Genomic DNA, 16,567 nt, shown 5'->3' with positions numbered 1-16,567 from the left:
CTTTAATCTCAACGTTCCTTTAGTTTGCTGGCTGATTAGGTCTAACCGCGTATTCAAAAGCTTCTCTAATGAGCTGGTAATCCGCTTCTGGCAAAGGCAGGCGCGGCGGACGTGTAGGACCGACCGGGAATCCCGCCAGCTCCATCATATATTTGATCGATTGAACGAGCTGAGGGCTGGCATCCATATGGAACAAAGGCAGCAGACGGCGATAAAGCGCGCTTGCCTCTTGAGTTTTCCCTTGTCTTGCAAGGTTGAACAGCTCCACGCCCTCCTTCGGCAGCGCATTGGGCACACCGGAAATCCAGCCTGTTGCGCCAAACAGCGGGCCTTCCATCGCTAAATCATCTACGCCGATCATGACTTCAAGATCGGTGTAGGCCAAAATATCATGCACGCGGCGGATGTCTCCGGAAAACTCTTTTACCGCAACGATATTGTCGAATCTGGAAAGCTTCGCAAGCAGCTGCGGCGTCAAATCCACTTTGTAATCATGAGGATTGTTGTACGCTACAATCGGGAGGCCTACCTCATTCAGCGCCTCGTAATGAGCAATAACCTCATGCTCGAGCGGCTTGTAATTGATAGGAGGCAGCGCCATAACCCCAGCCGCACCTGAATCTTTGGCATGCTGTACCCATGCGACCGCCTGCTTTGTAGAAGGGGCTGCTGAGCCAACAACGACCGGCACCCGCCCTGCTGCAGCTTCTATGACCGTCTCCACTACCTTTGCTCGTTCCTCATTGCTCATCGTTGCATATTCGCCAAGAGATCCAGTAGGAACAAGCCCGCTTATGCCACTTGCGATTAGCCAGTCGCAATGCTCCCTCAATCGCTTATAGTCGACTTCGTAGGTAGAAGTAAAAGGGGTAACAATAGCTACATAGACACCTTCAAATTTTGCCATTTCAAAATTGCTCCTCTCGAATGTTAATCGTTTAGATTTTTGGCATTCTAGTACAGCACGAATCCATCAGCCAGCGGATCGCTAGAAACAAGCACAAAATTCATAAAGCCCAGCACATAAGCGCTTCCTGTTAGCTGTGGAGTGACGGTTTTTTTCCCGAACGCACATATTTCCTCCTCCACGCTGCCAACTGCACGCGTGCCAGCAACGCCTTCATAAACAACCTGCTGCCCGCGCTTAAGCAGCCCCTTATAGTTTAAAACCGTCATATGGGCACAAGCTCCCGCTCCTCCCGGCGAGCGGTCAAGCTGTTCTCCCGCAAATATGGACCAGCTGCGATAGACCGAATTAGTCGGATCGCCCTCCACCTTTTCGTAAAAAAATACGCCATGAATGCCAGCAATCCCCTCCAGCACCGGATGCTTAACCTCCAGCTGTGCTTCGATGGCTTTGCGGATTAACCCTCCGCATGCTTGAAGCTCAGGGATTGACCGTCTATCGCCAAGTCCGGCAGCATCGACAACCGCATAAAACTCCCCGCTGAAAGCAATATCGACACATATCTCAATGTCTTGGATGCTCAGTGTAAGGGATTCCGCATATACATAACTCGGAACATTATGGAAGGAGACCGTTCGTACTTCCTGCCCTTCGCAGCTAGCAGTGGCTTTCACCTTGCCCGCCGGGCAGTCGATTAAGATGCCGCCCGCTGCAATAGCCGCATCCAGCTGCCCCGTCGCAATCCATGCCGTTACGACCGCGAAAATTCCATGCCCGCTTATAGCGGCAAGCCCTTCCTGATTTAGAAACAATAAGCCGAATTGAGCTTCCTCTGATACAGGAGCTGTAACGATGGCCCCTGTCATGCCGTAATGTCCTCGCGGTTCAGCCATAAGCAGAGTTCGTACGGAATCATATTGCTGCTTGAAAAATAACGACTTGGCTAGCTGAGAGGCGCCTGCCATTTGCGGCAGCCCACCTGTCAGGATGCGAAGAGGCTCTCCGCCGGAATGCGTATCAATCGCTGCATACCATTTGTTGATTTCCATATTCAAGCCTCCGTCAAACCAGCATTTGAGTAATATTAGAGTAAGAAAAATCCACTCCGCAGCTCATCCTGATCTTGAAAAACAAACTGATGAAAGCCTGTTACCCAGGCTGACCCTGATATTTGCGGGATGACGGCCGCCAAGCCGCCTACCGTTGTCTCCTCCAAGATTTTGGCCCGGAACACGGAGCCTACAATGCTTTCATGGACAAACTCCTGATCCTTGGCAAGCTCGCCCTTGGCATGCAGCACAGCTACCTTCGCCGAGGTTCCTGTCCCGCAGGGCGAACGGTCGATTCCTCCCGGAGGCACGACGACCGTATTGCGGCAATGGGCAGCAGGCGATACGGGATCACTGTAAAACTCAATATGGGTCAGCCCGCGAATGACCGGAATTTCGGGATGCACCACTTCAATGCTTTCGTTAATCGCCTCCCGAATTTTGATCGCCAAGCGTACGATTTCCGAAGCCCGATTTGGCACCAGAGGCAACTGCAGCGGACGCGCATCAACCAGGCCGTAAAAATTGCCGCCATACGCAATATCAACGGAAAACTCACCAATCCCCTCGACCTGGAGCCGGACATCCTTTTTGTACAAAAAAGAAGCAATGTTCGTGAACGTCACTTCTTTGACTTTCCCATGGGCAATGTCAAGATGGGCTTCCACAAGCCCTGCTGGCGTATCCAGCCGAATGACGTTTTTGCTCTCAGGGTAGATCCCGCCCTCAATCAGCGCTGTGCAAAGGCCAATCGTATCATGCCCGCACATAGGCAAATAGCCGCCCGTCTCTATAAAAACAACGCCGATATCGGCCGTTTCGTCGCACGGAGGAGTCAAAATACAACCGGACATCACTTCATGGCCCCGAGGCTCAAACATCAACGCTTTGCGAAAATCGTCAAAATGCTCGGACATGTAAACCATCTTCTCGGTCATCGTGTTTCCGATTAGCTCCGGTGCTCCGCTTGTAACCGTTCGGGTCGGATTGCCTCCTGTATGGGTATCGATGGTGGTCACCAGTTTGGAAAGCTTCATAGGACTACCTCCTGATCTACGCCGCCACGACGGAAGCGGTCATAGCGCAGCGGCTCAATCGGAATGCAGGTTTCGGCTCCGCTTATCATTTCACTAATGACTTTCCCCGTAACCGCCGCGAGGCTGATTCCATCCCCTTCATGGCCGGCTGCTACATAAAAGCCCGGTATTTCGTCAATAGATGAAACGATGGGCAAATGATCGGCTGTCCATGGCCTTAGGCCAGCGTACGTTCGAAGCATCGGAATATGCTCGATGACCGGAAAGAAGCGAATCGCTCTCTCTGCAATAAGCCGAATAACCTTCTGGTCCACACGGGTATCCATACCAGCAAATTGGCGGCTCGAACCGATTAAAAAGTTTTGAGCAGCGGTAGGTTCGAATACAAGGGCGATGCCATACGCTTCGAACTTGGGATCTACTTGGCGCTTCCCGCCAAACTTGCTGATCAAATAGCCGAATTCCATCACCTTCCGTTTCCCAATGTTGGCTGAGCGAGAAGCGACGAGTATATGGCCTTTTCGCGGCTCAATTGGAATATCGATACCTACCATTTGTCCAATAAGCTTCGACCATACGCCAGCCGCATTAATGACGATTTTCGCTTTAATCATGCCTGCTGCAGTCTCCACTCCTCGAATTCTCCGCTTCTCATCGAGCAAAATCGCCGTAACCGCCGTATGCGTTCGAAATCGGGCGCCATGACGGCGAGCGGTTGCGGCCAAGGAGTAGGTTAGCAATACGGGATTAACCGTTGAATCCGTCGCACACTCTAAACCTCCTAATAAATCCTCGGCCATATACGGCCATTCATCTCGCAGGTCCTTCTGATCGAGCATCCGGAATGGGAGCCCTGCCTGCTTTTGCCGGGAAACCCAGCGCTCAGCAGCGAGCATCTCTTCCTCCGTCTCGCAGACGAGAATGCTCCCCGGTGCCCGATACTCAAACTCCTCATCAAGCTCCCACACCAGCTCGGCGACTAATTGCTGGGATTTCAAAGACATTTGGCTGTCAAAGCCAGGGTCTTTATCAATGGCTAAAATATTGCCGTCGCATTTGGAGGAGGTTCCCCCCGCAATCTCCCCGCGCTCGACGACGAGAACGTCCATCCCTAATTTGGCCGTATAATAGGCGATGGCCATCCCAATGATGCCTCCGCCAATGATGACGACTTCCGCAGATTCAGCATGCATGGACGAGGCCACCTCCTTCTGTATTACAAAACGATTAATTCCTTGTTCGACTTCGTCAGCACTTCAATGCCTGTGTCTGTGATCAAAATGTCATCCTCGATACGGACGCCACCAAAATCAGGGATATAAATGCCAGGCTCCACTGTCAAAATCATGCCGGGAGCCAGCACATCATCCGACCTCTGGGAAAAGCCCATCCATTCATGAATTTCCAAACCGAAGGCATGACCGAGCCCATGACCAAAATACTCCCCATAACCATAGCCGGCAATGCAGTCCCTGCCCAGCGAATCACCTTCCTTGCCCGTCATGCCCGGCTTTAGTCCGTTTAAGGTAGTCTCATTCGCTTCCAGTACAATCTTATAAATTTCTTTATGCCGCTCTTCCGGCTTGCCAATAAACACGGTCCGGGTCAAGTCGGAGCAATAGCCTTCATAGCTCGCTCCAAAATCAAGGGTAACGAATTCGTTCGTTCCCAGCAGCTTGTCGCTAGCGAGCCCATGCGGCAATGCCGAGCGCAAGCCAGAGGCTACAATCGTAGCGTAGGCTGATGAGGTCGCCCCATTTTTGCGCATAAAATATTCGAGCTCGGCAGATACGTCCTTCTCAGATATGCCAGGCTTCATGACGCCTAAAATATGGTCAAACGCTTTTTCCGTAATGTCGATCGCCCTGCGAATATGCCCTTGCTCGCGCTCATCTTTAATGCCGCGCAGCTTTTCAACGATATTTTGGGTCGGGACAAGCTCGAATCCGTTAAAAGACTCCTCGTAGGCGCCATAGCCCGCCAATGTCACATGATTTTTCTCAAACCCGAGCTTGCTTGCTCCAGCAGAGTCCAGCTTTTCTCGAATAAGCTCGAATGGCTTGCCTGTATACTGAATGACCTCGTATTCTCTCGCCTGCTCCGTCGCTTGACGCGTATAGCGAAAATCAGTGACAAGCAGCGCCTGATCCTTCGTAATCGCCACAAATCCCGCTGTTCCTGTAAATCCGGTCATATATCTTCGATTGAATGGACTTGCAATGACTATCCCATCTAGCTGCTCGCTTTCCAGCTGTTCCCTAATCCTCTTGAGCCGCTGGGCTTCCATTTGCTTCACGCTCCCTTCGCCAAATTAAATGGATGGTGAAAAAGGGCTGCATGGCATGAAGAACCGGCCTGTTCACCATGCTTTTAAATAGAGTCGCTTTGCACGCCTAGCTGTTTATATTGCTCGCTGTCCACTATCCGAAGGCCAAATACGCGGCGAATGCGTTTCCCTTCTTTGCCTTGGAAGGTAACGGTAACCTTCTCGGCGTCAGCAAGCGCTGTAGATGAGAGCGGGAAGTTCACATTATAGAACTTTTCGTCTTCCGTAAAGCCTTCCTCAACCTCTGTCAGCGGCTCGCCATTTAAACAGACATCAAACTCGCAATTAGGCATCTCTTGAGCCGAGGTATAAGTGACGACTAGCATCATTTTGCTTTCGGGCTTCACCTTCAAGTCAAACGAGAACCAGCCGCCCTGACCTGCCATACGGAATGGTCTGCGGTTTAACATGCCAACGCGAGTCGAGCTGTCGCCTTGAAAATCATGATCGCGCTCCGGCTGCATTTCTCCTGGCTGCGCATAATCAATCGTACACTGCTCCAGCCTTTGCATCTTCTCCATCACTTTTCTGTAATCCGCTTCCGCCACCGCCCAGCCTTCCGGCGTGAACAGATCCCAGTACACGGTATAGGAACGGTCAACCATTTGGTACAATGGCGTTAGCTCCACATTGCGGGGATAACCGACCATTTTGCTTCGAAAAGCTAAGCTGTTCCCCGGCACTGCTTCCAGCCATGTATCCAGCGGTTTCCCTTTCGAAAGCCATACAGGCGCATAAAGGTAATCAGAAGCATGAGGATCATCGTGGCTGCCCAGATCACCCGCAAGCAGCACAGGCCCATAAAAAATCGCTGCGCGATCCGCATTGTCCGCCATAGCCTCCAGCCTCAGCGACATCGGAACAACGACCCGAAGCACGTCCCCGTCGATCCACAAGCGGTTGATTGCGATAAAGGAGCCGGGAGAATGGTCAACCTCTACTTTTTCACCATTGATTTCAATAGAAACCCCTTGCTCCGCCCAGCCCGGATAGCGAAGGTTGAGACTGAACCGCACAGGTTTCGCGCATGATAGCTTGAGCCGTATCACATCGTCCAAAGGATACTCCGTTTCCTGCAGCAGTGTAACGCCCTTTTCCGTCCATGCCAGCTCAGAATGGATGAACTGGTTCACAAAAAGTTTGTCTTCCCCTTTAAAATAAATCGCGCTTCCATAGCTGGCCTGGCTTTCCATCCCTGTGCCGATGCAGCAGGTGAAATCGTCGAATTTGTCATCAAAAATTTTATGCCCGCCCATTGCCAGCGACAAAAAGTACGTCATGCCCCCAGACTCCGGATTTTGGGACGCGAGGATATGATTAAACAGCGCCCGTTCATAATAATCGGCTTCCGCAGCGGACGCTTTCCACTCAAACAAATGCTTCGTCAGCTTCAGCATATTGTAGGTGTTGCACGTCTCCGTCGTTTGCGGTCCCAGCCTGTCATTAAACGAATCCGCATCGCCAAAATATTCGCCAAAGCTATTGCCGCCATTCGCATAGGAATGGTGGTGGACGACGCTGTTCCAGAAAAACTCAGCTGTGTCCCGGCGCTTCTCGTCGCTAGTCCATTCATATTCCTTCGCTAGTCCAATCAGCTTGGGAATTTGGGTATTCGCATGCTTTCCGGGCAAGCAGTCCACATGCTCAGCGAGCGGATCAAGGATCAGCTTATGCCAAAATTTCTCAGCTAATGTTAAATATTTGTATTCATTCGTATCGGCATAAAGATCCGCTAAAACCTCGTTCATGCCGCCATACTCGCAAATCATCATTTCTTCCATTTGCTCTGTAGACAGCGGTGCGAGAATGCCCTCGACCCAGTCGGCAAGCTTCCTTTCGACCACGAGCGCTTTCTCATTACCGGTTAGCCGGTAAGCATCCCTCAGTCCCGCAAACAATTTATGCAGCGTGTACAAGGGAGCCCATGCCCCATTTAAGTCAAAGCCCTTCGATTGAATATGGCCGGAAGAGACCTCGTGGAAAACCTCCTTGCCGCGCGGGATTCCAGAAACATAACCATCCCCATGCTTATTTTGGCAAAGCTCCAGCTCATCCGTTATATAATCGACTCTTTCCTTGAATTCCGCCTCTGCTAAAGAGCTAAACATCATCGAGCAAGCGGATAAATAATGCCCTAACGTATGTCCCGACAAGCTCTCCGCTTCCCAGCCCCCATATTGCGGCGCTCGTGGCTCAAGCCCTGCATATTCTCTAAATCTAGCCAGCAGTCTGTCTGGCTCAAGCTCCAGAAGATAGCGGCGATTCGTTTCCATCGCATGCTTAAATGGTCCCTCCAGCAGCTTAACCTCACCTAATGCGAAAGCTTGCGCCGCTTGTTTTATCCTCATGCTTGCTTTCATTTCGGATCTCACCCTTTCATTCCAGTTAACGTAATACCTTCAATAAAATAACGCTGCCCTATAAAAAACACGATAATGACAGGCATAATGACGAAGGTGGACGCAGCCATTAGCAAATGCCACTGCGCACTGTGCAGCGACTGAAACATTTGGAGGCCGAGCGCCATCGTAAATTTGCTTTCCTCATTCAAATAAACGAGCGGCCCCATAAAATCATTCCAGGAATTCATAAACGAAAACAGTCCAATGACGATTAAAGCCGGTTTAGACAAGGGGATAATGATGCGGTAAAAAATAGTCCAGGGGCCCGCTCCATCGACATAGGCCGCTTCATCCAAATCTTTAGGAATGCTCGAATAAAACTGTCTGAGCAGAAAAATGTCAAACGCTGAGCCAAACCAGACCGGCATAATAAGCGGAAAATACGTATTGATGAGCTCTACCAATCGCCAGCCAATAAAGGTAGGAATCAAGGTGACCGCACTGGGCAGCATCATGCTCGCTAACAGCAGGGAGAAAAAAATATTTCTCCCCGGCCAGCTCAGCCTTGCATAGCTATACGCGCCAAGCGAGCTGCTGATCAGCGCTCCTGCCAAGCAGCTAATCGTAATGGTCAGCGTATTGCGGAAAAAGCGGAAGAAATCGATTGATGTTAGAGCTTCTACATAGTTCTGAAATTGAAAGGGAGCAGGAATCCACTTGGGCGGCATTTCAAAAATTTGAATCGACGTCATGAGCGAGCTGCGTATAAGCCAGAACAGCGGCAGCAGGCAAAAAGCGGCTCCTACGAAAAGGAAAAAATAGACGGTTATTTGCGAGATTCGGCGACTTCTCAGCATCTGGGCTACACCTCACTTTCATAAAATACCCATGATTTCGAAGTCCGGAAAAAAATCGCCGTCACAAGCAGGATAATTATAAAGAGAATCCAGGCAATTGCCGAGGCATGCCCCATTTCTCCAAATAAAAAGGCCTCGCGATAAATGTAATAGTTATAGAACAAGCTGGCATTGTTCGGCCCGCCCTGTGTCATAATGAGCGCTTCGGTGAATACCTGAAAGGCGCCAATCGAGCCCATAATCAGATTAAAGAAAATGATCGGCGTCATCATCGGTATCGTAATGTGCAGAAATTTGCGCATCGCACCTGCACCATCCACAATAGCCGCCTCGTACAACGTTCTCGGCACACCTTGCAAGCCCGCCAGAAAAATGATGATCGTGCTCCCCATCCCCCAAAGACTCATGAGAACAATCGAAGGAACGACCGTTTCCTCTGCATAAAGCCAGTTTAGGGTTGGGAGATTGAGTGCTTCCAGAAAGCTGTTGAATAGGCCCAAATCAGGACTGAACAACCAAATCCAAATCATCGAGGAAGCTACAGCGGGCACAATAACCGGCAAATAAAAGATTGTTCGAAAAATCGACTTGCCGCGAATAAACTCCATATTAAGCAAAAAAGCGACGATAAATGAAAACACGAGCCCGAGAGGAACTCTTAAAATCACGTATTTAAACGTAACCGCTAAAGAGTTGTAAAAATATTGATCCGTTCCATCAAACAGCCGCGTGTAATTGTCCAGCCCAATAAATTTCGGCGTATTCACAATGCGATAATCCGTGAAGCTTAGCAATAAACTGGATAACATCGGCAATATAGTGAAAATGAGCAGGCCTAGAATGCTGGGCAAGGCAAATAGGATGCCAGCAAGCGCAATACGGCGTTTACGAGTGATAAAAACACCTCCTCTCCAGGCGAATGGCGATCCCCCTAGCTTATCTTCCGTAATAGCCCTGAATGAGCGGCTCCACTTTAGGCTCAACCCCTTTTAACGCTTGCTCGGCTGTTTCTTTGCCCGTCCATACCAAATCAAGTGCAGGCGTGACAAGCGCATTGATTTTAGCTAGATTTTTCACCTCAAAGCCCGGCGTCCGTATGCCATTCTCAAGCGTTTGCTTCATGAACGATTCGGTATAGCCCTCTGGGTGGGCTTTGTTTCCTGAAGCCCATTTGCTGATCAGCTCTGGATCGGTATACCAAGCTTTTTTGAGCGGCATCCACAATCCTCCTGCAATTAGCGGCAGCACCGATTCCGGATCAGCCATATATTTATAAAGCAGCCAGGCTTCCGCAGGATGTTTGGTCGAGCTGAAAATAACCGTCGGCGCGCCATCCAGCAGCGTATTGCTTTCTTTTAATTTGGGAAGAACGCCTACACCTAGATTAAATTCCTGTTCGGCAAATGCTTGCAGAGCCCAGTTTCCAGATACGGTCATGGCGACTTTTTTCGTTTGCAGCGCCATATCGGGCAGGCTTTTCGTTTGAAGCGGGGTCGGTGAAACATGGTGAACATACATCAGGTCAGCAAGCTTTTGAATCGCTTCGATCGCTTCCGGCTCCACTAAGCCAAAGCCCATACCGTCCTCGGTTAAAAAGTTGCCGCCATTGGAGACAACCGCTGCCATCATGTTGTATGGATCATATTGGAAGCCATATTGTTTGATTTTATTCGGATTAAACGCCGGGTCCAGCGCATTTTTCCCCGTGTCATCCAGCGTTAGTTTTTTTGAATATTCGATAAAGGTATCCCAGTCCCATGCCTTGCTTGCTTCAGTCGGAGGCAGCTCCACACCAGCATCCAGCAGCATATCCTTGTTGTACATGAGTCCATAGCCTTCTACTGCGGTGCTCATTCCAATCGTCTTGCCGGGCGCGTAGTCGTACCAAATTTGATCTAAATAATCTTCCTTTTTAAAATCGGGATCGCTTTCAATTAGCGGGGTAAGATTGAGCAGCTTGCCATCCTCTGCCCAGCTGAGCGCTGCGCCAGAAGACAAATAACCGAGATCGGGTGCCACATTGCCGGCTACCATTGTCGTCAGCTTCGTCAAATAATCCGATGGCACATGCATAGGCTCAACGATGATGCCCGTTTCTTGCTCAAAAAGCTTAAGTGCCTCCGTGACCGTCTTCTTCTCGATGGTGTCGCCCCAGAAAGAAAATTTAAGCGTAACCTGCTCGCCTCCTTTAGGAGGTTTTGCACCGGTTTGATTTTCAGGAGACTCTTCGTTGCTGGAGCAGGCTGTAAGTAGGACTGTCATCGAAAAAACTGCCGACAAAGCTAATGCGGTTAAACGTTTAGCTTTTTTCATTGGCTCGCCCTCCATCTTATTTACAAATGGTTTATAGTATTATTGTAAATAAGAGCTGCTATAAAAAGAATTCGAACATTTTTGTATTGGTGGAGGATCTTCGCTTTTTCTATAGGGGCAAATGAATTTTCACCACCGTCCCCTTTTGGGGCTGAGAATCTATCGTAACGCCATAGGAATCGCCGTAAATGAGCTTGATTCGTTTGTCGACATTTTGAATGCCGATTGAGCTGCTCTCCGTTTGTGTCAAAGACGCGATTTGGCTTTCTGGAATGCCGATGCCATTATCTTCAACCGTGAAGCAGCGCTGCTTGTCCTCCAGCCAGCCGCGAATTTGAATGAGACCGCCGCGATGAATGTGGGCAAAGCCATGCACAATGGCATTTTCAACAAACGGCTGTAAAAAAAGCTTGGGCACGGTGTATGTATAAAGCTCAGGGGCAATGTCATAGGTGACGGCAAACTTTCCTTCAAAGCGCTGATCCGTGATGAAAATATAATGCTTGAGCCAATTTAAGTCGTCATTGAAATCACCAATGTCCTGGCTGTTTGCGGATGTGTACTGAAGCATGGCGGATAAGCTGACAATCATGCTGCTTAATTCCTTCTGATTGTTTTCCAGAGCAGTCCAATTCATAATGTTTAAGGTGTTATACAAAAAATGAGGGTTAAGCTGTATATTCAGCGACATAATTTGCGTTTCTTTCTCTCTTAGCTTGACGATGTAATTCTCTTCGATTAATCTATTAATTTTCACATTCATTTGATTGTATTTATGGATCAGATAGCCCATTTCGTTGTAGGACTCGACGGGAATTCGCGTATCGAATTCGCCCTCACCGGTCTTTTTTATCGCTTTCAGCAGCTGATGGACAGGCTTCGTAATGGAGCTCGCGAATATATAAGCCAGCAGGAGTGAAACGATAAGGAGAAATACAGCCAAGTAGAGCGTATAGGATTTAATTTCTGGCAAAAATGAGGCCATCAGCTTTCCGGGAGAAATCGTAATGCCCGATATCCAGCCCGTTACTTTAGAGGTATCAAAGCACACAATTAACGGCTTTCCATCCTGCATCACGGTAATCGTTCCGCTTTTCATTGCTGCAATCTCATCGAGCCATGCCGGCTTGCCGAGGCGAGTTTCTTTAAACATGTCCGTGCCTGATATGAGCTCGCCCTCTGCACTCATAATAAAATAAGAAGCGCCACCCGCTGGAAGTGCGCCCGACAAGTGGGAGCCGTACATTTCCGGATTATAGGTAACTACCAACACCGGCATCTCAGCTTTTCCTTGCAGCTCTATCACTTCGCTATTATTGATTTGAAACAATTTAAGCAGGCGCACCCCCGACAGCAGGTGGGCATATTCCGGCGGCCTCACTTGGCTCGTTTTCCGATCAAACATGCGATCAAACGAAAATGTCGGCACCCAGGCCATCCCCCCATTTCCTGCCCATGCCCTTTGATATAAAGCGGTCTTATTAAAATCCTGATAGGGAATAAAAGTTGACGTGCCAATATTAGCGAAACTCGTAATCAAATGAATCGAGTAGATTTGATTTAGGTCGAGGAAATATTTGCTGATGACTTGATTCACTTTTTTCTCCATCGTAATCATGCTGTATTCGTCCGTAGGGTCCGCATGTAAGTATTGCTCATACAGCACCTGATCGGCGAACATGGCAAGACTGCTTTCTTCCACCCGCGACAGCTCTTCATCAATGATTTCATTGTTTTGCTTTACGATGGAATAGAGGTTTTGCCGGGCAAAATCCGCAACAAATTCCCTACTTGAATAAAAATATTTTGAGCTTAATACGACGAGCGGCAGCGTAACGATTAAGGCATAGGTCAGCAAAAGCTTGGAGCGCAAGCTAAAATGCTTTTGAAAGCGATGTAAAAAATAAGGCGTCCGCAGGCTAAGCCCCTCCTTTAGCGAGTAGCAGATAAATGACGGTATTCCTCTGGGCTGCTGCCATATTCCTTGCGAAACAGCCGTATGAAATATTTTACATCCTTATAGCCGACGTTTTCGGCAATTTGATATACCTTTTGCGAGGTTTGCAATAATTGCCCGGCTGCAGCCTTCATTCTCGTTTGCATAATGTATTGGTTGATGGTCGTATGAGTATGCGTTTTGAATAGTAAACAAAAGTAAGAAGCATTAAAGTGAAATTTCGCAGCGATCGTACTGAGGGATAATTCTTCGTCATAGTGGTTTTCAATGTAGGTTTTGCAGGCGTCAATAATTGCTTCGTTTCGACAGGATGCTGTTCGATTATCCCAACCATCAGCCAATTCGAAAATCCATGCTTGAGCCTCGTTTTTTAATTGCCCAATGGTTTGGCATTGCAGCAGCGCTTCCTCAAATGCAGCACTATTTATAGAAAGCAGCCCTTTTTCCATTAAGCAGGAGGTTAAATGCTGAATAGCGGCAGCGATGGCATATACCAGCTTTTCAGGCTGCGGGAAGCCGCTTGCGGTCGCCTGATTCATCGTGGCATCGAGATAAGCTCGAATGCCAGCCTTATCGCCCGCAACAACGGCGTCTGTCAAAAAACGCACATCAAGCTTTAGCAGCGCCTGATGTCCGCTGTCATTTATTTGGTCAGCTTCGAGTACAATGCCTCCGCCTTTGTAAAATCTCGTTTGCAGAGCGAGACTAGCTTGTTTAAAAGATTTTCTGGCTTCATGCTCCCACTTGGTGAAGCCGCTCCCGATTCCAAAGGTTAATTCGACTCCATGCTGAGCCGAGAAGTGGCGAATCATCATCCGAAGCGTTCCTTCCCATTCAGGCGAGACGATTGGCCCGTTTTCCCCGCTTATGATCAAGGTGTGAAGCGCCTGATCGGACATGTAGAAAGCGAAGGAAAACCCTTGCGCCTTCAAGGCTGCTCCGAGCATCGCTTTGAGCTCGCTCAGCAGCGATTTCAGATCGCCTTTCCCTATATTCAAGTTCAGCACCGCAGCCATAACCATCCCCTGCTTAGCAGCTGGAAAGGCTCTTTCAAGCTGCTCATAATCGTCTGTATCTGGTGATCCTTCAAACAATTCGGCAAGGGCAGCTTCCACGGAGGCAAGGCGTACGGCGCGCATTTTATGCTCCGTTTTCGCAAGCAGCTGAATGATTTTTTGTTCTTCAACTGGCTTCAGCAAATAATCGTTAGCCCCTAATTGCAAGGCGCGCTGCGCGTATTCAAAGTCCGAATAAGCGCTCATTATAATAATGCATTCGCTTCCCCCGCGTTCGATGAGACGCTCCATAAATTCGAGGCCGTCCATAATCGGCATCTGAATATCTGTGAACACCAAATCAATGGGATGAATGCTCATGCTTTGCAAAGCATCAGCACCATCCATTGCATCATAAATGGTATATTCCGGCCGCAAATTTTTTAGCATCCGGGATAGCCCTCTCCTATGCTTCGGTTCATCATCCACAACTAAAACGTTCAACATCTTCCATCCCCCTTCATATCAATAGCTTTTTTATAGCAATATCAATGGGATGTTTCTAGCTGCTATCGTTCACACTTCCTATTCTATATCCAATCTTAATAATTACAATCCAGATTCAGAAGCAATACTTTCATTTTTTCAACCAATTGTGTTTATTAGTATTCCTTTGCCCGGTTATGCAAACAGCAAGCAGCGGCAAGGCTGCGCACCTTATCCCACTCGGCGGGACGAAGATGCGGCTGACTTGCCGCTGCTTTAGCTCATTTACTCATTTACTTATTAACTTATTCACCTAATTTAATGAACGCCAATCCTGCTTGCTGACTCCCTTCCTGCCTACCCTTAGCCCTTACCCCTTATCCTTTATCCTTTATCCTTTATCCTTTAACCGAACCGAGCATAACGCCCTTGGCAAAATGCTTTTGCAAAAACGGATACACGAGCAAAATCGGAATCGTAGCAAATACGATGACCGCCATCCGAATCGTTTGCGGCTGAATTGCCGTTTCATCGAATCCGGTATCACCTATGCGGCTTTGCGCCAAAATAACGATTTCCCGCAGCAGCACCTGTACCGGCCATTTATCGCTGTCGTTAATGTAAATTATAGCGCTGAAAAACTGGTTCCAATGCGAAACCGCATAAAACATGCCAAAGGTGGCAATGGCAGGCATGGATAATGGAATGACGATTCGGAACAGCACGCCGACATCCGTACAGCCGTCGATTCGCGCAGAATCCTCCAGCCCATCGGGAATTTGCTGAAAAAAGTTTTTCAGCACAATCAGATTAAACGCACTTATGGCATTCGGAATCATTAACGACCACAGCGTATTCGTCAGCCCCATGCCGCTTACGACAAAGTAAGTCGGAATGAGTCCGCCGCTGAACAGCATCGTAAACAGCACCGCCATTAAAATCGGCTGACGTCCGCGCAGCGTCTGCTTTGCAAGCGGATAGGCCATCAGGCAGGTCAACAGCAGATTGATAGCCGTGCCGAGCGTCGTCACATAAATCGATACGAGCAAGCTGCGCATCAGCGTATCGGTCGAGAAAATATATTGATAAGCCGACAGCGAGAACGACTTCGGAAAAAGGATAAAGCCCCCTTTTGCCGCCTCCTCCGGACTCGTAAAAGATACAGCCAAAATATAAATGAACGGCAGTACCGTCACCAAAGCAATAATCGTCAGCACGATGAAATTGGCGCCGTCAAACAATTTGTTACCCAGCGTATTGTCCACGCGAACATAAGACTGGTCTTGGCTCATAACCCTCTCCTCCTGCTCTCATAATGGCTCTAGTAAACCCCTTCCTGCCCAAACTTCTTGGCCATCCAGTTCGCTCCCAGCACCAGAATGAGGCCGATAAAGGATTTGAACAGGCCGACTGCCGCACTGTAGCTGTACTGGGCCTGGGTCAAGCCTTTCACGTACACATACGTGTCGAATACTTCACCGACGTCGCGATTGGTTGGGGCAAGCATGAGGAAGATGTGCTCGAACCCGGAATCGAGAAACGTGCCCAGACGCAATATAAGCAAAATGACGATTGTGCTGCGAATGGCCGGCAGTGTAATATGCCACAGTTGTCTTAACCGATTGGCTCCGTCAATCCGCGCCGCTTCATACAATTGCACATCGACGCCCGACAACGCCGCGAGAAATATAATCGTGCCCCAGCCTACCTCTTTCCAAATCGACTGCGAAATAATGATGGTTCGGAACCAGCTCGGCTCCAGCAAAAAGGCGATTTTATGCCCGGTCAGCGCAAACAGCATTTCATTGATAATGCCGCCTTCCGTCGTCAGTATAATGTAGAATACACCAACGACGACGACCCAGGACACGAAATGGGGAATATAGATCATCGTCTGCACAAACCGCTTGAACCGCTCGACCCGCACCTCATTGAGCATTAAAGCAAGCACGATCGGCAGCGGAAAGAAAAAGACGATGTTGTATATCGCCAGCAGCAGCGTATTGCGAAACAGCTGCCAAAACTGCGGCTCCGAGAAAAATCGCTCGAAATGCTTAAGTCCCGCCCAGTTGCTCCCCAGCACACCCTGAAAGGGTTGATAATCCTGAAAAGCGATAATGACGCCGTACATCGGGACATATTTGAAAATAATGAAAAATAACACGCCTGGAAGCAGCATCGCATACATCCATTTATCCTTTATGAGCTCCCGTAGCCACTCGCTGCGTCTGCTTACCCGCTCCTTGCCAAGCATTGATCCGCCTGGCCTGCTATTGCTGCTGCCCGTCGTGCGGATTT

General features: G+C 49.0%; 13 protein-coding genes. All 13 read right to left on the bottom strand.

Annotated elements, in window-relative coordinates; genetic code table 11:
• Positions 1-19: 19 nt before the first annotated feature.
• Positions 20-907 carry a dihydrodipicolinate synthase family protein gene (locus tag AC50YG_RS01945; protein ID WP_494824306.1) on the bottom strand — a complete coding sequence of 296 codons (888 nt, stop codon included), beginning with the start codon at positions 905-907 and terminating at the stop codon, positions 20-22.
• A gap of 47 nt (positions 908-954) precedes the next feature.
• Positions 955-1,956, bottom strand: a complete 1,002-nt coding sequence (locus tag AC50YG_RS01940; RefSeq protein WP_494824304.1) for a proline racemase family protein — start codon at positions 1,954-1,956, stop codon at positions 955-957.
• Positions 1,957-1,991: 35 nt separating this feature from the next.
• Complete coding sequence (locus AC50YG_RS01935; protein WP_494824302.1) at positions 1,992-2,993, bottom strand: proline racemase family protein; 1,002 nt, start codon at positions 2,991-2,993, stop codon at positions 1,992-1,994.
• Positions 2,990-4,186, bottom strand: coding sequence for an NAD(P)/FAD-dependent oxidoreductase (locus AC50YG_RS01930; RefSeq protein ID WP_494824301.1), 1,197 nt, complete (start codon positions 4,184-4,186; stop codon positions 2,990-2,992). The genes AC50YG_RS01935 and AC50YG_RS01930 overlap by 4 nt, the downstream gene beginning before the upstream one ends.
• A gap of 23 nt (positions 4,187-4,209) precedes the next feature.
• Positions 4,210-5,280, bottom strand: a complete 1,071-nt coding sequence (locus tag AC50YG_RS01925; RefSeq protein WP_494825261.1) for a M24 family metallopeptidase — start codon at positions 5,278-5,280, stop codon at positions 4,210-4,212.
• 83 nt (positions 5,281-5,363) lie between these two features.
• On the bottom strand, positions 5,364-7,679 hold the full coding sequence (locus tag AC50YG_RS01920; protein WP_494824299.1) for a beta-L-arabinofuranosidase domain-containing protein: 2,316 nt from the start codon (positions 7,677-7,679) through the stop codon (positions 5,364-5,366).
• Between the two features lie 8 nt (positions 7,680-7,687).
• The gene (locus AC50YG_RS01915) at positions 7,688-8,518 is read right to left on the bottom strand and encodes a carbohydrate ABC transporter permease (protein WP_494824297.1); all 831 of its coding nucleotides are present in this window, start codon (positions 8,516-8,518) and stop codon (positions 7,688-7,690) included.
• 5 nt (positions 8,519-8,523) lie between these two features.
• Positions 8,524-9,327 (bottom strand): carbohydrate ABC transporter permease, encoded by an 804-nt coding sequence (locus AC50YG_RS01910; RefSeq protein ID WP_494825259.1) that lies wholly within the window; start codon positions 9,325-9,327, stop codon positions 8,524-8,526.
• 127 nt (positions 9,328-9,454) lie between these two features.
• A complete protein-coding gene (locus AC50YG_RS01905; protein WP_494824295.1) occupies positions 9,455-10,831 on the bottom strand; it encodes an ABC transporter substrate-binding protein in 1,377 nt (458 codons plus the stop codon).
• 109 nt (positions 10,832-10,940) lie between these two features.
• A complete protein-coding gene (locus AC50YG_RS01900) occupies positions 10,941-12,704 on the bottom strand; it encodes a sensor histidine kinase (protein WP_494824293.1) in 1,764 nt (587 codons plus the stop codon).
• Positions 12,705-12,763: 59 nt separating this feature from the next.
• Complete coding sequence (locus tag AC50YG_RS01895) at positions 12,764-14,290, bottom strand: response regulator (RefSeq protein WP_494824291.1); 1,527 nt, start codon at positions 14,288-14,290, stop codon at positions 12,764-12,766.
• Between the two features lie 377 nt (positions 14,291-14,667).
• The gene (locus AC50YG_RS01890) at positions 14,668-15,561 is read right to left on the bottom strand and encodes a carbohydrate ABC transporter permease (protein ID WP_056028386.1); all 894 of its coding nucleotides are present in this window, start codon (positions 15,559-15,561) and stop codon (positions 14,668-14,670) included.
• 29 nt (positions 15,562-15,590) lie between these two features.
• Complete coding sequence (locus AC50YG_RS01885; protein WP_494825257.1) at positions 15,591-16,523, bottom strand: ABC transporter permease; 933 nt, start codon at positions 16,521-16,523, stop codon at positions 15,591-15,593.
• Positions 16,524-16,567 lie beyond the last annotated feature (44 nt).

It is taken from the genome of Paenibacillus sp. J31R34 (assembly GCF_059383715.1).
This window is presented reverse-complemented; position numbering and strand designations above follow the sequence as displayed.